This window comes from Streptomyces inusitatus, assembly GCF_014651115.1.
GTDB classification, from domain to species: domain Bacteria; phylum Actinomycetota; class Actinomycetes; order Streptomycetales; family Streptomycetaceae; genus Streptomyces; species Streptomyces amakusaensis.
Genome location: NZ_BMWG01000031.1, coordinates 14,100 through 32,073 on the forward strand (window position 1 = coordinate 14,100; position 17,974 = coordinate 32,073).

Annotated in this window: 15 protein-coding genes and 3 pseudogenes; 7 read left to right on the plus strand and 11 right to left on the minus strand. The window is 70.6% G+C overall.

Annotated features, from left to right (window positions below; translation table 11 throughout):
* Positions 1-29: 29 nt before the first annotated feature.
* Together IE247_RS31160 and IE247_RS31165 are read right to left on the minus strand one after the other, a co-directional pair.
* On the minus strand, positions 30-1,100 hold the full coding sequence (locus IE247_RS31160; RefSeq protein ID WP_190126703.1) for an erythromycin esterase family protein: 1,071 nt from the start codon (positions 1,098-1,100) through the stop codon (positions 30-32).
* An 82-nt stretch (positions 1,101-1,182) separates the two neighbouring features.
* The gene (locus IE247_RS31165) at positions 1,183-1,398 is read right to left on the minus strand and encodes a hypothetical protein (protein ID WP_190126704.1); all 216 of its coding nucleotides are present in this window, start codon (positions 1,396-1,398) and stop codon (positions 1,183-1,185) included.
* Positions 1,399-1,540: 142 nt separating this feature from the next.
* Between IE247_RS31165 and IE247_RS31170 the strand changes: the two genes are divergently transcribed.
* Positions 1,541-2,002, plus strand: a complete 462-nt coding sequence (locus IE247_RS31170) for a DJ-1/PfpI family protein (RefSeq protein WP_190126705.1) — start codon at positions 1,541-1,543, stop codon at positions 2,000-2,002.
* Positions 2,003-2,240: 238 nt separating this feature from the next.
* On the opposite strand, the gene IE247_RS31175 is transcribed toward IE247_RS31170, so the two are convergent.
* On the minus strand, positions 2,241-2,495 hold the full coding sequence (locus IE247_RS31175; protein WP_190126706.1) for a hypothetical protein: 255 nt from the start codon (positions 2,493-2,495) through the stop codon (positions 2,241-2,243).
* Positions 2,496-2,994: 499 nt separating this feature from the next.
* Between IE247_RS31175 and IE247_RS31180 the strand changes: the two genes are divergently transcribed.
* On the plus strand, positions 2,995-3,930 hold the full coding sequence (locus tag IE247_RS31180) for an SDR family oxidoreductase (protein WP_190126707.1): 936 nt from the start codon (positions 2,995-2,997) through the stop codon (positions 3,928-3,930).
* A 204-nt stretch (positions 3,931-4,134) separates the two neighbouring features.
* Here IE247_RS31180 and IE247_RS31185 read toward each other — a convergent pair whose 3' ends face one another.
* Entirely contained in the window at positions 4,135-5,112 is a 978-nt protein-coding gene (locus IE247_RS31185) for a hypothetical protein (RefSeq protein WP_190126708.1), read from the minus strand.
* A gap of 367 nt (positions 5,113-5,479) precedes the next feature.
* Complete coding sequence (locus IE247_RS31190) at positions 5,480-5,812, minus strand: hypothetical protein (RefSeq protein WP_190126709.1); 333 nt, start codon at positions 5,810-5,812, stop codon at positions 5,480-5,482.
* Between the two features lie 1,172 nt (positions 5,813-6,984).
* Between IE247_RS31190 and IE247_RS34930 the strand changes: the two are divergent.
* Positions 6,985-7,188 (plus strand): annotated as a pseudogene (locus IE247_RS34930) (FAD-dependent oxidoreductase); the annotation flags it as partial.
* A gap of 246 nt (positions 7,189-7,434) precedes the next feature.
* Here IE247_RS34930 and IE247_RS34635 read toward each other — a convergent pair.
* Both IE247_RS34635 and IE247_RS31200 read right to left on the minus strand, forming a co-directional pair.
* Positions 7,435-8,286, minus strand: a pseudogene (locus IE247_RS34635) (polyprenyl synthetase family protein); the annotation flags it as partial.
* 97 nt (positions 8,287-8,383) lie between these two features.
* Positions 8,384-8,743 carry a hypothetical protein gene (locus IE247_RS31200; protein ID WP_190126710.1) on the minus strand — a complete coding sequence of 120 codons (360 nt, stop codon included), beginning with the start codon at positions 8,741-8,743 and terminating at the stop codon, positions 8,384-8,386.
* Positions 8,744-8,829: 86 nt separating this feature from the next.
* Between IE247_RS31200 and IE247_RS31205 the strand changes: the two genes are divergently transcribed.
* Positions 8,830-9,036, plus strand: coding sequence for a hypothetical protein (locus IE247_RS31205; RefSeq protein WP_190126711.1), 207 nt, complete (start codon positions 8,830-8,832; stop codon positions 9,034-9,036).
* Between the two features lie 313 nt (positions 9,037-9,349).
* Here IE247_RS31205 and IE247_RS31210 read toward each other — a convergent pair whose 3' ends face one another.
* Both IE247_RS31210 and IE247_RS31215 read right to left on the minus strand, forming a co-directional pair.
* A complete protein-coding gene (locus tag IE247_RS31210; protein WP_190126712.1) occupies positions 9,350-9,757 on the minus strand; it encodes a CU044_2847 family protein in 408 nt (135 codons plus the stop codon).
* The gene (locus IE247_RS31215) at positions 9,750-13,316 is read right to left on the minus strand and encodes a S1 family peptidase (protein ID WP_190126713.1); all 3,567 of its coding nucleotides are present in this window, start codon (positions 13,314-13,316) and stop codon (positions 9,750-9,752) included. The genes IE247_RS31210 and IE247_RS31215 overlap by 8 nt, the downstream gene beginning before the upstream one ends.
* 283 nt (positions 13,317-13,599) lie before the next feature.
* Here IE247_RS31215 and IE247_RS31220 point away from each other — a divergent pair, with 283 nt between their 5' ends.
* Positions 13,600-14,643, plus strand: a complete 1,044-nt coding sequence (locus IE247_RS31220) for a DUF5954 family protein (protein WP_229869474.1) — start codon at positions 13,600-13,602, stop codon at positions 14,641-14,643.
* 191 nt (positions 14,644-14,834) lie between these two features.
* A complete protein-coding gene (locus IE247_RS31225; protein WP_373305631.1) occupies positions 14,835-15,602 on the plus strand; it encodes a carbonic anhydrase in 768 nt (255 codons plus the stop codon).
* 62 nt (positions 15,603-15,664) lie between these two features.
* Here the strand turns inward: IE247_RS31225 and IE247_RS34640 are convergent.
* Both IE247_RS34640 and IE247_RS31230 read right to left on the minus strand, forming a co-directional pair.
* A pseudogene (locus tag IE247_RS34640) lies at positions 15,665-15,784 on the minus strand (inositol monophosphatase family protein); the annotation flags it as partial.
* Positions 15,785-15,929: 145 nt separating this feature from the next.
* Positions 15,930-16,388, minus strand: a complete 459-nt coding sequence (locus IE247_RS31230) for a winged helix-turn-helix transcriptional regulator (protein WP_190126716.1) — start codon at positions 16,386-16,388, stop codon at positions 15,930-15,932.
* An 83-nt stretch (positions 16,389-16,471) separates the two neighbouring features.
* Here IE247_RS31230 and IE247_RS31235 point away from each other — a divergent pair, with 83 nt between their 5' ends.
* Positions 16,472-17,662, plus strand: a complete 1,191-nt coding sequence (locus tag IE247_RS31235) for an MFS transporter (protein WP_190126717.1) — start codon at positions 16,472-16,474, stop codon at positions 17,660-17,662.
* Positions 17,663-17,974: the final 312 nt, after the last annotated feature.

Consider the following 17,974-nt stretch of genomic DNA (forward strand, 5'->3'; position numbering starts at 1 on the left):
CCGTACAGCCGCCCCTTGGAATCAATCATTCAGTCCACGGGTACGGACGCTCGTACGTGGTTCAGGTGCACGATCACATCGAAGGTACGCCCCAGTGATACGGGCAGCGGCTCGCTGGGATATCCGCCCGGCACGACGAAGGTGGGCCGGGCGGCGTCCAGCCAGCCGCCGACGGCCGGGGTGCGGCCCGCCTTGCGGAGGTCCACGTAGTAGTCGTGGTGGCGGACCTTGTCGAGGGTGTGCTCGTTGCTGCCGGGGGCGGCGAGGCCGGTGGAGAACACCTCGTACTGGCCGGTGTCCCTGTTCATCGCCCGGTACTCGCCGCTGTGGATGGTGGTGCCGATCGCCAGATACTCATGTCCGACCAGCTCCCGGAGGACGAGGATCCGGTTCCCGGTCTGCCGCTGCCACCACGCCGTGTTCTCCGCCATCGCCCGGTCGCGGTGCCGGTTGGACTCGGCCTCATCGGCCGGGCCGTTCCCCACGTACCCGTACACGGTCGTGACCTGCTGGATGACGCGGGCTTCCTGGAGCACCCACAGGTCCTTCGTGTCCGCCTGTTCGAGGAGCCGGTGGGCGGCTCGCGCGTCGGCGTCGACGGCCCTGCGTTCGGCGGCCGGTTTTCCGGCCAGGGCCCGCATCCGCTCCCCCATGCTGTGGGGCAGGGCGAGCAGGGCGGCGTAGCGCTTCCGCAGTTCGGGCAGCAGGGCCGGCTGGTGCTGGGCAGCCCAGGTGAAGATGCGCTCGTACTGTTCCCGGCCCACGTCGCCGATGTCGTTGCCCATGACGCGGATCTGCCGGTCGGGGGTGGCGGTGCGGTTGTGTTCACGCATCCAGGTGAACAGGGCGAGGAACTCCTCGTTGCGCCAGTCCTCGAAGCTGAACTGGAACTCGTCGCGCATGATCTGCCGCAAGTCGCCCTGGCCGGTGCGCACGTACGTGTCGAGGCGGACGCCTGCCGACCAGTGCAGTTCCAGAGAGAAGGTCCGGAAGCCGTTCTTCTGCACCAGGTGCTGGAAGAGGCGGTGCTTGAGCTGGAAGAGTTCCTTGGAGCCGTGGGTGGCCTCGCCCACGCCGACGATGTTCACATCTTCGGCCATGTGGGAGAGAGCTGTCAGATCTCCGCCCGGGCCGCGGCCACGGCGACGGACGCCATCAGCCCTGCTCGTACTCGATCGGTCGTCATCCCCGGTCCTCCTCGTGGTTCCCTGTGCCGTCCCCGGTGTGCGAGGTGGCCATGACCCCGATGATCGCGCCGGCGGTGCCGGTCATCGCGGTGGCGCAGACCCCGGTGGCGCAGACCGCGGTGGCCAGGGTGACGGCCGGGTACCAGGCCGTGCGGTGCCTGGGGACGGCATCGGACGAGCGCGCTCGGACGGTGGTGATGCGGTGGAACACAGGGCTGTCCCCTTCAGTTGTGTGTGTACGGGATTCGAGCCGCCGGGCGTCCCCTCGCTTCCGGTGGCTCCGTCTTCATCCTGTATTCCGTGCGCACCATCGAAAAAGCGGCACCCTGGTCACCTTGCGCTAAATTCTGCTCATGTCAGTGATCGCCGTGCTTGTCGCCGACGGGGTGCCGGGCCATCAACTCACCACCCCGGGAATGGTGTTCACGGCCGTCACACCGGTTCTGCCCCAGGTCCCGTACGAAGTGCGGATCTGCTCGTCCGCCGAGTCCGTCACCACCGGCGAACCGCGGCTGGACCTCACGACTCCCTGGGGTCTGGACGCGCTCACCGACGCGGACACGGTCCTGGTGACTGGCCACGACGCCTTCCGTGAGCCGCCTCCGCCCGAGGTCGCCGCTGCCCTGCGCGCCTGTGCGAAACGGGGCTGCCGGATGGCCGCGATCGGCACAGAAACGTTCACCCTCGCCGCCACGGGTATCCTCGACGGCCGCCGGGCCACTACTGCCTGGCCGAATCTGCCGGAGCTCGCCGCGCTCCATCCGCGTGTCGAGATCGTGCCCATGGGCACGCCCTCGGTGGAGGACGGCCCCTAGCCGGCCGCGGTGAAAGCGTTCACCGGCCCAGGGTTCGACGGCTGCGCGAAGCGGATCAAGTCCTGTCTGATTGCCTACCTTCCCGAGCACCGACTTCTCGTCCGCTGGTGCTACGCGGAGAGCGAGGAAGTGTCGCTGACATCGTCCGGACGGGACTTAGCACCGCCGAGTGGGACGAAGGCCCTGTACGGCCCATTCTCCGCCGGGGCCGAGGCCGGGGCTGAAGCAGGTACCGAGTTCAGGGCTTCTGCTGCCGTCCTTCTTCTGGTCGCCATTCCAGGCGGGTCCAGACCGTGGTCGCCGCTGCGTAACGTCGTGGGCGATCTACTGGCGGCAGCGGGGCGTGGGCGGTCTCCGGGAAGGTGCTGCGGACATCTGCGAGGAGGTCGTGCCAGTCGGTTCCGTGGGCGATGGCGGCGGCATGGAGTGCGTCGAGCGCGGCCTGGAGCGGGTCGGGGACCGCGGCGCCGGTCAGCGCGGGGAGGTCCACCATCGCGGACACATTGCCTGCGATCCGGTGGCGTCACCGGGGCCGGCGAGTTCGAGGATGGGCTTCATGGCAAGCGTTGGGGGTGTATTCGGGCCCGGAGAGGCCTGCGTTTGGGGCAGAGGCTTTCAGGGACGGTGGTCGCGGTCCCGAGTCCGGGCGCGCGGCGGGGATCTTCGTTGACATCGGTTTCCCGGTTGGAGGTTTCGTAGATGCGCTGCTGCTTCCATCCACCGCGGAGCGCCGGCCTGCGGTAGGGATCGTGACGGAGTTCGAGGTCTGGTGGGCCGATGAGCGGCCGCAGGTGCGGCTCAAACCAGTAGAGCGTCAGTTCTCGTCCGCTCCGGGGCCTGTCGCTGCTCCTGGTAGGCTCGTCGATCTCGATCCGCAGCCTCGGTTCTGCGGCCACGCGGCACGGCAGAGGCCGTCCGGTGTCCGGGCCAGGTGCAAGATCCACGCTGACGCGTTGAAAGGTCTTGCTGTGAAAAGGTTCGCGCAGAATGAGATGGCACCGAAAACCGAAGGCGTCTATCTGCTGACCGTCGTCAGCCCGCGCAAGGACGAGGGCAACAGTCCGACCGGGATCGTCGGCCGGTGCCTGGCACGACAACTGCTCACCAGGGGCCGGCGCGTGCGGGTGATCGCCGAGCCGGACCAGTGCGACGGCTGGCCCGAGACGGTCGAAGTCGTCGAAGGATCCATCACCCGGCCGCTGGAGTGCGGCCGCGCCTTCGACGGTGTCGAGGCCGTGTTCCTCGCAGGCGCCCATCCGGCCACGGTCCAGGACGCCCTGACCCTGGCGCGGAACGCCGCCGCGAGGAAGATCGTCCTGTTGTCGTCCCACGGGCCGGAGTACGAGGAGGCGAATCCGCCGGAGACCTGGTTCTGGCTGGCGATCGAGAAGGCGGTGGAGGGCTCGGGCATCGCCTGGGCGCACATCCGGCCGTCAGCTGTGATGGGTGCCGTCATCGAGGGGACCTACCCGGCGACAGGGTCGGACTGGCCCGACACCGTCCGCGCCGGCGGGATGGTCCGTGAGGCTTTCCTCGATCAGGGCCACTACCCCTTCATCCACGAGGAGGACCTCGCAGCCGTAGCGGCTGCGGCCCTGATCGGCGACGACTTCACCGGGACGGTCATCGAGGCGGTGGGCCCGCCGCTGAGCACACGTTCGCGCGTACGGAGCATCGCCGCCGCGCTCGGCCGCGACATCGATACCGTCCAGCTCGCACCGGACGAGAGCCGGGAGATCTGGCGACACCTCGGCTGGCCCGACGGCGCGATCGAGGTGACGCTGTACGCCCTCGAAGAGTACGGTGCCCGATTCGCCGAACTCGCTCGGTGGACAGCCGACCAGCGGCCGTCCGTGCAGGACATCACCGGCCGTTCGCCGCGCACCTATGACGACTGGGTCATCGAGAACATCGACTCGTTTCGCTGACTCCGGCAAGCCGTAGTGTCCGCCTGCCGGGGCCTTCGGGCCTGGTCGGCTCCTCGCGAAGCTTCGGCGGGTCAGCGGGTCACATGTCATTCTCCGCCGTCACCTGAGGGACTGGCAGGGGTTCGCTCTCCGTGCCAGTCCCCCGTGGGGCGGAAACATCCGGGGCGGCCGAGCCGGCCCGGTGGAACGGCTGGTTCTATACGGTCAGTTCTTCGGATTCGGGCAGATGTCGAGGGTCAGCAGCGATCCGCCGTGGTCCTCGTCGTCCGTGCCCACGATTCCGGGGCCGCCGTTGCCGGGGCAGGCGACCGCCTCGATCTTGCGGTTGTCCACCTCCTTGCTGAAGGACGCGAGCGCGGTGAGCCGGTCCTTGGGCAGCAGTTGCAGCCCGATTCTCCCCGCGGTGTCGGACGTCACCTTCCCGGCACGGTAGACGGCCGAGGCGAACGGGCCGGAGTTGATGTTCGGGTCCGATGCCGCGGTCAGGAGTACCGTCCCGTCCTCGTGGATCTTGATGTCGCTGGCGTGGCGTACTTCCTGTCCGTCGACGGGCAGCGGGTCGGGAACACTGAACAGCACCGGCCCGGACGCCGGGCCGAACGCCCCGCTGTTCGGGTCGTACACGGCGGCGCGCACCTTCGCGGGCTGGGCATCGCTCGAACCCCTGGTCGCCCAGACGGCGACGGTCCGGCCGTGCTGACGGGTCAGCGCGAAGCTCTCGTAGTTGTCACCGGGGGCACGGCCGGGGACGGGGGAGCTTCCCCACACCATGGCCGCGTCCGGGTCGAGGGTGAAGTGGTAGGCCGTGCCGTCGCTGGACAGCGCCACGAAGTCACCCGGCTGTCCGGGCACCGCGTCGACCGCTTCGAGGTCTTTCGGCTCCTCCAGGCCCCGCCAGGGGAGTTCTCTCACCACCGGAGGGCTCGCGTGCCGGTACCGCACGGTGGCGACCCGGTTCTCGCCGGGCTTCTTGTTGTCCCGCACCATCACGAGGTCGACCGGCTCTCCCTCGTTCGCACCATTCTCAATCACCGCGAGCCCGCTGACGCCACCGGTTATCCCGGTGCCGACCTGTTGCCACTCCCGGGCCGCGGACGGGTCGGCGGCCTGCGCGGCGGGCGCGGCGGAAACAGCGATGCTGGAGAGAGCGACGGCCACAACGGCCCAGTTTCGACTCATCATGGGCGGGGACGTTAGCGCAAGATCCAACTTGCTCGAACACCAACCTCCGCTCAGTCCAGAACAGCAGCTCATCGGCATCACTGTCGTCCCGCACACCGAGCGTGGTTCGCTCCGACAAGCGTCATGGTGAGCTGCGGAGCCCGCTATTCCTGCTGCTCTGGCAGCCACCGGGTTCAGAAGCTGGCACTGAGCGTCGCAGCAGTCGCATCGTTCTCGGGGCCGAGCAGGACCACATCGTGGCAGGACAGCCTGTCCGTCGAGCGCGCATGTCCGACGCAGCCGCTCAACGTCGATCCGAACGCTCGGGCCGTACTCGCTCATCGGCGAGTACGGCTTGATGAGTTCCTACTGGTCGTTGCTCACGGCCTCACACAGGCTCTCGTGTCTCGATGACCCAGCTGCCCCGGGCCTGGATCTGGTAGACACCGGGCCCCGGCAGGTGGAGCGGCAGGTCGGCGTCGCCCTTGCCCCGGGCTGCCTCGGCTCGCACGGCGAGGTCGTCGTCCAGGGCAAGCAGCCGTACGTCGCCGCGCCCGCGGTGCCGCAGCAGGGCCGGGCCGCCCGGGCCCGCGTACCGTACGAGGTCTCCGCCGCGTCCGTGGATTCGCTCGGTGAACTCCGGTACGGCGTCGACGGGTTCGGCCCAGGCCTCCCACTCGGCCCGCGCTGTGCCCCGGAGCTCCATCTGGAACCGGGCCACTTCACGGTTACCCGAGCATGGCAGCGGTACCCGGGCGTACACCGGATCGGAGCCGTCGCCCAGCGTATGGCCATGCGCTGCGCGCCGCGGAGCAGCAGGACGACGGTCAGCCGCTCGGCGCTGTCGCTCCGCACCAACAGGACTGCGGGCCTCCCCACCGCCGGCAGCCGCACCCGCGCGGTCCCAGGGCCTTTCCCGTAAGCCCGTTCGCCCGCCTCAGGCTGGGCAGCGGCCCCTGGCCCCGGCTGCCGGAGCGCGGCTCCGGACCTCACTCGCCGGGGAGTCCCTGCTCCTCCCGCGCCGTGCCGCTCCTCCAGCCGCACCCCGCATGCCGCGCACACCGCGACATTGCGGGTGGCCCCGTCCGCCGGATGCCAGGGCAGTTCGCGCACGGCCCGCCCGTGCCGGGCGTCGAAAAAGCACAGCGGCAGCCGACGGGGCAGCGGCAGCCCCGCCAGCCGAGCATCGAGGCAGGCCAGTGCGTGCCACCCGTCGTCAAGTGCCCGCAGCACATCGAGGGCGTCCTCTTCCCTCGGCCATACGAGCCCCCCTTCAGGATGAATCGTAAGCTGGGGCAAGACCCGGGCATCGGCGGGCCGGGCCGGGCGCACGATGAGATCTGTGCCCATGGGGGCGAGCTTCGGTGCTGCGGCACCGTGAGGCAAGCCGTTTTCTCCGCCCTTCGCGGAGGCGGACGACAAGGTCCGTCATGGTGCTCACTCTGTTCGGCCCTCTTCACCGCCTCCGATGAACCGCGGGGGCTGATGGGCCATCCTCCTGTTCGGTACGGCCGTCGTGGCCGTGCGAAACCGTGGGAAACGGACAGGGGGAGACGTGGTCCTGGTGCTGCTCGGTGTTCTGGTGCTCGCCGTCTTCGGGTGTGCGTGTGTGGTGTGGTCCCGGCGTGGTGGGCCGCCTTGGGCCGGGAAGGTCGCGACGGGGACCCTGGCCGCCGGGGCGGTGGTCCGTGCGCTCGGGAAGAATCGGGGCGGGGGCCGGGGCGGCGACGGTGGCGATTAGTGCCCCGGTCGCGGCCTGTCATCGGGTACACCAGTTTCCGCGTCGTGGTCGTCATGCTGTTCGCCGGGTCCGTACTGACGTGGTGATGTTCCACGGTCCGTATCGGATAATCGACCGGCTCTGCGCGGCAGGACAAGCAGTGAGGCTGGGGCATGCGGGCGAATCCGGGTTCAGGGGCACGGAGCGGGCGGCGGGTGGTCGTGGTCGGGGGTGGTCCCGCTGGGCTGACCGCGGCGATGGAGTTGGCCGAGCGTGGTTTCGAGGTGACGGTGGTGGAGGCCGGGGCGCTGGGCGGGAAGGCGCGCAGTATTCCGGTTCTTGGTACCGGTCGGGACGGGCGGAGTGATCTGCCGGGTGAGCACGGCTTCCGTTTCTTCCCCGGGTTCTATCGGAACGTGACTGAGACGATGGCGCGCATCCCGGCCCGCGGTGGTTCTGTGGCCGATCGTTTGGTGGCGACCACGGAGGTGCTGTACGCGCGTGACGGGGAGCGCGTAGAGGTGGGGCAGCCGTCGGAGGATGCCGTCCTCGGCCCGGTCCGGACCCGGGGCCAGGGCCAGGGCCAGGGCCAGGGCCAGGGCCAGGGCCAGGGCCAGGGCCAGGGCGACGGGGTAGGACTTCTTGCTGGTCGACAGGTCGGCGGCGGCCGGCTTGCCGGTGACGGCCGGGTCGCCCCAGATGCCGAGGATGTCGTCGACGATCTGGAAGGCGATGCCGAGCTGTTCCCCGAAGGCGGCGAGGTCCGCGGCTGCGGCCGGGACCGCCCCCAGCGCGCACGCGCAGGCGAACAACGAGCCGGTCTTGTCGGCGTGCACACGCAATATGGTGGCGGTGCCGGGGCTCGGCTCGCGTTCCAGAGCGAGGTCGAGGGCCTGGCCCTGGGCGAGCCGTACGAGCGCGTCGCCGAGCGCGGCGGCGGCCCGCGCGGGGGCGCGCAGCGCCTCGGGATCCCGGGGCGTCGGGAGGCCGCAGGAGCCTGTGGTCACGACGTCTTCGACATCGGTCGGGACGGTGTCGAAGAGCAGCTCGACGGCGTGGGGGGTGAGTGCGCGGACAGCCTCCTCGACGGCGTCGGGGCCGAAGACGCGCCAGGCCGCCGGTCGGCCCCGGCGCACCTCGTCCCCGTCCATCACATCGTCGTGGAGGAGCGAGAGCGTGTGCAGCATCTCGACGGCGGCGGCCCCGGCCGACAGCAGGGAGTCGGCGCCGGGACGGCCGGTGGCGCGGGCGGAGGCGAATACGAGCGCCGCCCGCAGGCCCTTGCCCCTGCCGCGCCCGTCGTCCGGAAGGGGCCGCGCCCGGGCGTCCCACAGCCCCCACTGGTAGGCCAGCACTCTGGCATGGAGCGGGTGGACCCGCTCCAGAAGGGGGGCGATCACCGCGTCCGTACGGTGCCGTGCCCGTGAGAGGAGGCGCAGGACATGCGCGGGCGGGGCGGAAGGCGGGATGCTCACGAGTCCTCCGGGACAACCGGGCAGCGGGGGTGGCCATCGACTCGGTGGCCGTGGCTCCGATGCCGCCGGTGGGCCGGTCGAGGGCGCTCTCGTGCGATCAGGTCCGTATGCCGGGCAGGGTGTATCCCTCCGCCTCGTCCCACGGGACGTCGAGGTCGTCCATGTGCACGCGCCATTCGGCGTCCGGTATGGCCCGGCGCAACTCCGACACGGAATCGAGCAGATGGGCGATCACCGGCATCAGACGAGTGGGATCGAACGGCATCTTGGTGGACCCGGCGACGATCTGCCGCGGTTCGTCCGCGTCCTGGTCGCCCTGGTCGTACACGTACAGGCTTTCCTCGTCCTCGTACGGGAACGACGCCATGCGCACGGCGACGATACGTGCGACGGAGGCCGACTCGGTCTCGGTCAGAGGTGTCGTGCGGTACGCGCTGTAGTAGAGAGAAACGCTCATGCCCAAAGCGTATGACGCGGGTCTGACAAGGCGTCGTTCTCCAGCAGGGCCGCCTGCCCGGGCCGTGGACCGTCCGGAATTCGCGGGTGGCCTGGGCTTCGGTCTCCGCGATCGCGGTGGGTTTCACCCGGGCCAGGCCGGTGAAAGGGCGTTCCGCGTCGCGGATCATCACCAGTGTTCCGGTCAGCAGGGCGGTGATCACCAGCAGTGCCACGAGCTGGGGCCGGTTGCCGGTGCGCGGCAGGCAGAGTCCGAGCGCGATGCTGGTGGCCGCGAGGCTCACCAGCATGTAGAGCGCTTGCCGTCCGCGTCGACGAGCATCTCGAACGACGGGCCGGCGTCCAGTTCCTTGAGCGCGAGCCGGAAGTCGGTGCTCCAGACGCTGGACGCCGGGGAGCTGTGCCCCCGGTGCGAAATCGGCCACCTCGTAGGGATCGCTGACGCTCAGTCCCTCGTTGTCCTCGCCGACCGCCGTGCGGTGCAGCAGCCCCGAACCTGGCAGACACCCGCCCGCCCGGTCTTCATGGAGCGCAGGCGTTCACCGGCGGTTCACCGGTCCGGCCCAAGCCGCCTTGTCAGCGCCGCCACAGCCGGTCGGCGGGTGAATCAGGGCGATGTCGCGGACGGCGGCGGATCCGTCGGCACGGCCGGGCGGTCCCGCTCGCCCGGGATCGCGCGTTCTCCCCGTTCCCAGGTCAGCCGGACGGTGAAGTTTCCCTCGGCGGCCGTCTTGGCGATGATCGCGCCGGCCTCGGCGTTGATCTTCACTCCGAGTTCGACCTCGACCGTGTCCGGCGGGCTGGGCATGGTGGTCATCCGGTCCAGCAGCAGGGCGGCGGCCGCCCGTACCTGATCGAGGCTCTCGGCCAGCGACCGCGCGGCCGTACCCGCGATCTCGCCGGGCCGGGCGGCGCGTACGATCCCGGAGCTGCCGGACGGCACCTCCACCGCCACCCGTTCGCCCTCGCGGTCCGGGGCCAGCGGAACCCAGATGAGCTGTGCGTTGTCAGCCACGGGTTTTCTTCCTTCCTTCGCACAGAGGTCCCCGGTAGGCACCGGGCGGCACGTTCTCGTTCACCGCGGGCGGCAGCGTCTCGTCTCCGAGGATCCGGCACAGCTTTGCCATCCACCCTCTCGCTCTGTCGGCGGAGGGCGCCTTGACGGGCTTCTCCTCGCGGTCGGGGAGCCGGGCGAGCGGATCGCCCTCGTCCGGCCCGACCACGGCGAACGCGCCCATCGATTCCAGTACCACGGAAGTCCTGTCGGCCGGTCCGGTCAGATCCAGGCTCGTCCAGATGTTCCCTTGGCCGATGATTCGGACGGGGCCTTCGCCCGATGCGTCCGGGAGCGGCAGCTTCCCGTTCGCCAGGTAGTAGGCCAGCGGTTTCGTCCCGGGGGTCCGCAGCGAGATCCCGGTGATCGTGATCTGCTGCGTGCTGCGTTCCTGGTGCAGGATTCTTCCGTCGTCGAGGTCGCGGACGGTGATGCGGTGGGACGGCGACAGCCCATTCTTGAGACCGGTGTCCGTCTCGACGAGCGCCAGCCGGGTGAGGTCCGGGCTCATGTCCAGGTGCACCGGCTTGTCCCCGGTGCTCCGCCGGCGCATCAGCTCCCGGCCGACGGGTTTCGCCCCGGTCAGGTCCCAGGACTTCACCACCGTGGTCGTCTCCCCCGACAACTCGGCCTCGACGGCCAGGGTGAGCAGCCGGTCGCCCCCGTCCGTCGGCCACAGCCGCTCGACGGGGTCCGGAAGGCCGGGCATGACTTTTCTGATACGTCCGTCAGCCGTGTTCCAGAGCACCAGTCTGCCGCCCTGCCCGAACAGACCGGTCTGTCCGAGCAGGACCTTGGAATCCTGGTCGAAGGCGAGCCGGGCGTACTGGGTCGGCAGCCGCGCTCCGGGAATGTCGGGGAAGGTCGGCGGATCGAGTCCTGGGATCTCCGGCCCCGTGTCGATCTCCTTGGGGAACGGGTCGTCGCCCCGAGGAGCTTCCAGATCCTGGATCCGGCCGGTGGCGACCGTGAGCAGCCGGGCGGCCGTCCGCTTCGGGTCCGATGGCTTCGTGACGTCGGGGGAGACGTCCGCCGAGTCCGCCAGTGCCACCATCGTGCCGTCTCCACTGACCGCCGTGACATCCCCCTCGCGCTGTGTCTCCACCCGTTCGACCCCCGCAGCGGCCCTGCGCAGGACCACGAGTTCGCCGTCGCCGGTCCGCGCGGCGACCACCTTCGCCTCCCGGTCGGTGACGGTCTCGACAGGTGTGCTCATCAGTTGCAGCACGGTGCTGGTGGTGCCCTTGTACCGGGGGGCGAGCAGGTCGGCGAACCCGAACCGGGCGTACATCTCCCCGAGTCTCTCCCGGGTGCGCGGAGTGTCCTGGGTGCGGTAGGCGCGCAGGGCGAGCAGCAGCGAGGTGTACGACATGCCGAAGTCGGCCGAGTTTCCGCCCGCGTCGGCGTCATGGGACTGCTGGATCAGCACGTCGGACGCCTCGGTGGCCACCTGTCGGCCGACGTCCTCGCGCCAGGCCCAGTTGCCGAGTCCCGCGAGCAGGGCGAGGGCGACGACCACGGCGATGAGCCCGGTCAGACGCCGCCGGGCGCCGTGCTCGCTCGCCCTGGTGAACGCCTCTTCGGCGGGGCGCAGTTCTCCGGTACGAGCGGTGCGCCAGCGGCGGGCGTCGCGGAGGTCCTGTCCGCGCAGGAGCCGTCGCCCGGGGCGGTCGTCGCCGGACCACAGGGCGATACGGCGGCGCAGTCCTTCCTGCCACATGCGGAAGTCGCGGTCCTCGGCCACATAGGAGCGCAGCCGGTCCCAATGGGTCAGCAGCGTCTCATGGGCCAGCTCGACGGTCTCCTCGGGCGGTCCGGAGTCCGGTCTGTAGTCCTCGCCCGGGACGAGCAGGCGGGTGGTCATCAGCCGCTGGGCCAGTCGCCATTGTTCGGGGTGGAGTTCGGAGCGGGCCAGTGTGCGGCGGGTGGGCGCGATGCCGTCGTCGCCGGGGTGGACGAGCTGGACCAGCAGGGCGCGGGCCGCCCGCTGCTCGGTCTCGGTGAGGGCTCCTGCCCACACCTGTTCGGCGTGGGTGACCAGTGCGTCGTGGACCCGTCCGAGGGACTCGTACGCGGTGTGGCCGATACGCCCCTGCCGCTGGCGTTCCCACAGTTTGGTCAGGGTGAACTCCAGCAGCGGCAGGCGGCCCGGGTCGCTGCCGACGTCACTGAGGATGCGGTCGGCCAGTCCGGGTTCGTAGGCGACGCCCGTGCCTGTCAGCGGCAGCTCGACCGCGGCTCGCAGTTCGGTGTCGGACATCGCGCCCACCGTGAAGAGCCGTTCGCCGGAGAACAGGGGGGCGAGGCCCGGGTGGGCGAGGGCGGGACCGAGGAAATCGGCGCGCAGGGTGGTGACGAGCCGCATCCGGGAGCCGGCCCGCAGGCAGTACGCCAACGCGGCCGCGAAGGAGTCCAGTTCGCCAAGGGCGTCGGCATCGGTGCCGATGAGGGCCTCCTCGAACTGGTCGGCGACCACGAGGAGCTGTTCCCTGCCCTGCCGGGCGAGCAGCCGTTCCACCACCGCGGGGAGCATTCCTTCCCGTAACAGCGCGGCCAGGGAGGGGAGTTCGGCGAGTCGGGCGGTTTCCGTCAGATCGGGTTCCAGGCGGGGCAGCAGGGCGAGCGCGAGAGCGTCCAGCGGGGCGCGTCCGAGTCGTCCGGGGCGGAAGACGATGATCTCCAGCTCGGTACGCTCGCGCAGCCGGGGCAGCACACCGGCGTGCAGGAGAGAGGATTTGCCGCAGCCCGACGGTCCGACGAGGCTGGTCACCGGGGCGTGGGCGAGCAGGTCGGAAACGCGGTCGGCGGGTTCGGCTCGGCCGTGGAAGAGGTCCGCGTCCTGCTCCCCGAAGGGCTCCAGGGAGCGGAAGGGGCAGGCGGGCAGAGCGCTGACGGCCAGTGCCGACCAGCTCTCGCGCAGGGTCCGGACCGGAATCAGATAGGCGGTACGCACGCCCGCCCCCGTGTCGGCGGCGACCACCATGCCGACGACGCCGCCCTCGGCGACGTCCCAGACCGGGGCCCCGGAGAAGCCCTGCTCCACCCGGTGTTCGCTGGCGGGGTCGGTGTCGTACTGGAGCCAGCCGGCGCCCGTCGCGCCGCGCAGCCAGCCGACGCTCCAGGCGCCGTCGTCGTAGCCGTGCGGAAAGCCGAAGGCGCGTACCCGGCGGTCGGGGCCTGCCGCGTCCTGGACGAGGCGGGCCACGGGGGCCTTCGCGGGCGGATCGGCGAGGAGTTCCAGAACGGCGATGTCGCCGGAGCCGTCGGGCCGGAGCGGTGTCCACGCGGCGACCCGCGCGGGCACCCGGGTGCCGCGCCCTGCGAGCGGGAAGTCGATCCATAATCGGCTTCCGGGGGATTCGCGGGTGTCCGACGGCAGACCGAGTGCCGCGGCCACCACGTGCGCGCAGGTGATGACCTCGCGCCGCCCGACGCGGAACCCGGCCCCTTCGGGTCTTCCGTCGGCGCTCAGGATCCGTGCCACCGAGGCATCGCTGGACGCTGCGCTTCCCGGTTCCATGGTGTCCACCCCCGTGCACCGGTTCCGTGTGGAGGCGCTGAGCATATCCAGGTGCCGGCGGATGTCCAGGGGGGATCCGGACGCGTACGCGGCCCCCTGGTCCGGGTGGGGGCCGAGCGCGTCGCCGTCGTATCGAGCCCTGTGGATCGCGGTCGGGACGGGCCTCGGTGGGGCTTCTCCACCCGAAAAGGGGTAGATCCGGAAAACCGGCCCGTCCGAGTGCCGATATCGGCAGGATGGGGACATGGAGCAGAGAGATCTCGGTCCGGGCCGGATGCGGCCGATGGCAGTGCGAGTCCCGGTCGAGCTGGTGGAGGCTGTCGTGGAAGCCGATGCGAGCGATGCCGCGGCGCGCTACAGCGATCTGGCCTTACGCGGCCCGAGGTTCGGTGTGGTCGCGCAGGCCCCCGGAGAGCTGTCCCGGTGGCAGGTGGTGGTCGCGGTGACGGATGGGGCCCCGCAGATGGCGCGCGACAATTTGAATTCGCTGCTGTGGTTCCGGGCGAAGGACGAGACCGAGGACCGGGAGGAGCGGCGGTCGCTGCTGGCGGCGGTCGCACGGCTGGAGCGTGAACCCGTGGACGAGGTGGCGGCGGCCGGCACCCGCTACCGGATCGTGCGCGCCGAGGAGTACACCGTCACGGGCCCCTTCGGCATGGAACCGCCGCGTCCGACCGATCCCGAGCCTCTCGTGCCGAGCTGGGCCATGTCGGAGCGGGAACCGCGAGTCGACGACGGTGTGGTTCTGGACCCCGACGCACCGGTCACCCCGACCCAGGCCGCGGAGCGGCTGGCGATGCTCGATCTGCACTACACCGGCGACCGGTTCCCCGCCCCGGTGAGGGAGGAGTCACGCCGGGCGCTGGACACTCACCCGGATGTCCTGCTGCTGCCCGCGACGTTCACGCTGGTGGAACGCACCGACAGCGGATGGCGGCCGATCAGCGGCCCGCATGCCACCGCGCACGCGGCCCGCAGATCGCTGGACTTCGCCCTGACCTGGACCTGGCCGCGGAAGCAGGGGGTGCTCCCCGCCGACGCGAGTGCGCCCCTCGGTTTCTCCGCCGTGGCGGTCGACGGGGACCGCGACGCTTCGACGCCGGAACTGGCCCCGTATGTCGAGGCCGCCCGCGAACTGCGGGGCGGCCGTCTGGTCAACCGGCTGGAGTTCCAGGGCGCTTTGTACGAGATCGGCCGTACCCGTCGACTGCTGCGCTGGGGCCCCGACGGGCCCGAGGGGCCGCGGCCGAGCGATGTCGACGAGTACGAGCCCACCCGTATGCATCCACCGCTCAGCGAGGACGGTGTCATCCTCCCCGAGGACTGAGACCGAGGTCCGCTTCGGCGTCGGCCCGGCCGGGCCGACCGGGCCTGCGGCGTGTCGTGGAGGTACCGGGTGGCGTCCTCGCGGGGAGGGTCCGCCGCCGCCCGGTACCGGGAGCCGGAGCCTCCCTCGTACGGTAATCGCAGGATTACATGTGGGGCTCCCCCGGGACCGCCGAACCGTATGCTCGTCATGTGGCTTCCACTCATGAATCGCCTGAATCGCCTACCGCCGACAACCGTCAATCGGCCCCGACATCACCCGAACGCCGCAAGCTGCTGCGCGCCGCGATCACCGGAACCGCCGTCGCCACCGGCGTCTGGGCCCTCAGCGGCCCGGCCGCGGCGGCCGGCTCACGGACGCCCGACAGGCCGCGGCCCGCCACCCCCGAAGCGGCCCTTCGGGAGCTGAACGCGGGCAACCAGCGCTGGCGCACCTTCCATGAGCAGCACCCTCACGAGACGCATACGGTCCGGCGCGAAGTGGTGTCCGGGCAGCACCCGTTCGCGGTCATCCTCGGCTGTGTCGACTCCCGGGTTCCGCCGGAGCTGGTCTTCGACCAGGGGCTGGGTGATCTGATGACCGTGCGCACGGCGGGTGAGGTCCTGGACGAGTCGGTCCTGGGAAGCGTGGCGTACGGAGTACTCGAACTGGACATCCCGCTCGTCGTGGTGCTCGGGCACCAGTCGTGCGGTGCGGTGGCCGCGGCCGTACGAGCGAATGAGACGGGCGAGGAGTTGCCCGCCCATATCCAGTTCATCGCCGACCAGATCAAACCCGTCATCGACCACTCCGTCGAAGGGGACGCGCGGATCGACGCGACGATCTCCGCCCAGGTACGCCGTGTGCGCTCCAGGCTCGCGGCGGAGCCCGATCTCGCGGCGAGGATCGCGTCGGGGCGGCTGGCGATCGTCGGAGCCCGGTACGAGCTGACCAGCCAGCTCGTCCACGAGGTCGTCTGACCGGACTCCACGGGAACACCGAACAGCGCCGACCCGGACGCCGGCGAAGCCGTCCACGTCAGAGGCTCCAGTCGTGTGTCGAGGCCGTTGTGCCGTACCCGGGCGATCTCGCCGTCGGTGAAGAAGACTTCGCCGCTGAAGGGGTCGGCGACGGCTGCCACGCCGTCGCGCAGTGCGACGTTGCACCACGTCGGCGCCGCCATGTGCCGCGGCTGTCGCGACCTCGACGTCGTCGAGGCCCGGGGATGGATTGGTCATGCCGCGCAGGGCACCCGGTGGCGGTTTCCGTATTCGGTGGTGGCGTCCGCCGCGGAACGCGTGGAGTGGCTACCCGATCTTCCGCACCTGAGTGGTGTCCGCGTCGAGGGGCGTGCCGTCGGCGGCGGTCGGAGCGATCTCCGGTACGGGGGTGCCGTGCCGGTCGACGAGGGTGGAGTGGGTCTCGCCGGGGGCGAAGGCATGGCGTTCTCCCCACTGCCGCAGGGTGAGGACGACGGGGAAGAGGTCGCGGCCGGCGTCGGTGAGCACGTATTCCTGGCGGCGGCCCGACGGTGCGGTGCGCTGGGCGAGGAGTTCGTGAGCGGTGAGCTTGCGGAGGCGGTCGGTGAGGATGTTGCGGGCGATGCCGGTGCGTCGCTGGAACTCGGTGAACGACCGCGCGCCGTCCATCGCGTCCCGGATGAGGAGCAGGGTCCATCTGTCGCCGACGAGGTCGAGCGTGCGGGCGACGGGACAGTGGGGGTCGGTCCAGTCGTGGTCCGGGGCGTGAGCGGTCGTGCCCGGCATGACACCTCCCGATGAGTTGCGGATTGAAACCATTATGCCGTACGGTCAAAACGGTTGCAATTTGCTACTTTCTTGGGGGCGCGATGGACATGTGGCGGCGGCTGCTGCTCGCGGTGGTGTGCGGTGTGGCGGTGGCGAGCGTCTATGCCGCGCAGCCGGTTCTGGAGCCGATGGGACGCGATCTCGGTGTACCGGCGGAACTCACCGGGTGGATCGTGGCGACCAGCCAGATCGGCTATCTGGTGGGACTGGTGCTGCTGGTGCCGCTCGGTGACGCGGTCGAGCGGCGGCGGCTCATCGCCGTGCATCTGGCGGTCAGCGCGGCGGGCATGGTCCTGACCGCCTCGGCGTCAGCCGCGTGGGCGGCTTTCGCGGGGCTGGCGACGGCCGGGGTGTTCGCGGTCGTGGTGCAGACGGCGGTGGCCTACGCCGCCTCGGTCTCGCCGCCCGCCGAGCGCGGACGGAACATCGGCGTCGTGACCTCGGGGGTGGTGATCGGCATCCTGGGCGCGCGGGCCGTCACCGGCGCGCTCGCCCAGATGTGGGGCTGGCGGAGCGTCTACGCCGTGCTCGCGCTGCTCTCACTCGGGCTCGCGGCCCTCGTCCTCGCCGTACTGCCGAAGGAGGAGCGCCCCGACCGGCTCGCGGGGTACCGGCAGGCCGTCGTCTCACTCGGCGGGCTGTTCGGGCAGCGCGCTTTCCTGGCGCGCGGGCTCATCGCGTTCTTCCTGTTCGCCTCGTTCGGAACCCTGTGGAGCGGACTGTCCCTGCCGCTGGCGGACGCGCCGTGGCGGTTGAGCGAGGGCCAGATCGGGCTGTTCGGCATCGCCGGACTCGCCGGCGCGCTCGGCGCGGGGCGCGCGGGACGGTGGGCGGACGCGGGACGGGCGGTCCCGGTCACCGGTCTCACGCTCGGCCTGCTCGTCCTCTCCTGGGCGGCGATCGCGCGGCTGCCGTGGTCGCTGTGGCTTCTCATCGCCGGAATCGTGGTTCTCGACTTCGCGGTCCAGGCCGTGCATGTGAGCAATCAGCACCTGCTCACCGCCGCGTATCCGGATCGCCTCAGCGGTGTCATCGGCGGCTACATGGTCTTCTACTCGCTCGGCTCCGCCCTCGGCGCGGCCACGACCACCGCTGTTCTCACCGCTCACGGCTGGACCGGCACCAGCCTGCTCGGGGCCGGGTTCGCGGTCTGCGCGCTGGCCGTCTGGGCGGCCGGCCGAAGCACCGTACGACAGAAGGCCCCGGCCTCCTTGAGGAGGCCGGGGCTCTGATCGAGCGCTGGGCAGGCCTTGCACCCGCATCCCCCCACGGGAAGTGGGGTGTCTTTCCTTGGACCACCAACGCCGGTCCCACCACCGGGAGTCCCGGCCGCGAGAACAAGATCAATATATCGCGGAATCCGAGCCCCCGCACCCCCGGCACCCGGGCGCCTGTCGACCCCGCCCACCGACTCCGCGCACCGGTCCGGGAAGCGCGTGCGAAGGGGCGAACAGCACCCGCCGGAGCAGTCGGATTTGGGGGTAAAGCGAGCGAATGACGTCTGGAATGTAAAGGTTTGGGGGTGTACTGAGGGCACCCTGTGC

Coding starts and splice junctions, on each gene's coding strand:
- IE247_RS31160 (WP_190126703.1), bottom strand. CDS start 1,100: ATGGCCGAAGATGTGAACATCGTCGGCGTGGGCGAGGCCACCCACGGC.
- IE247_RS31170 (WP_190126705.1), top strand. CDS start 1,541: ATGTCAGTGATCGCCGTGCTTGTCGCCGACGGGGTGCCGGGCCATCAA.
- IE247_RS31175 (WP_190126706.1), bottom strand. CDS start 2,495: ATGGTGGACCTCCCCGCGCTGACCGGCGCCGCGGTCCCCGACCCGCTC.
- IE247_RS31180 (WP_190126707.1), top strand. CDS start 2,995: ATGGCACCGAAAACCGAAGGCGTCTATCTGCTGACCGTCGTCAGCCCG.
- IE247_RS31185 (WP_190126708.1), bottom strand. CDS start 5,112: ATGATGAGTCGAAACTGGGCCGTTGTGGCCGTCGCTCTCTCCAGCATC.
- IE247_RS31200 (WP_190126710.1), bottom strand. CDS start 8,743: ATGAGCGTTTCTCTCTACTACAGCGCGTACCGCACGACACCTCTGACC.
- IE247_RS31215 (WP_190126713.1), bottom strand. CDS start 13,316: ATGGAACCGGGAAGCGCAGCGTCCAGCGATGCCTCGGTGGCACGGATC.
- IE247_RS31220 (WP_229869474.1), top strand. CDS start 13,600: ATGGCAGTGCGAGTCCCGGTCGAGCTGGTGGAGGCTGTCGTGGAAGCC.
- IE247_RS31230 (WP_190126716.1), bottom strand. CDS start 16,388: ATGCCGGGCACGACCGCTCACGCCCCGGACCACGACTGGACCGACCCC.
- IE247_RS31235 (WP_190126717.1), top strand. CDS start 16,472: ATGGACATGTGGCGGCGGCTGCTGCTCGCGGTGGTGTGCGGTGTGGCG.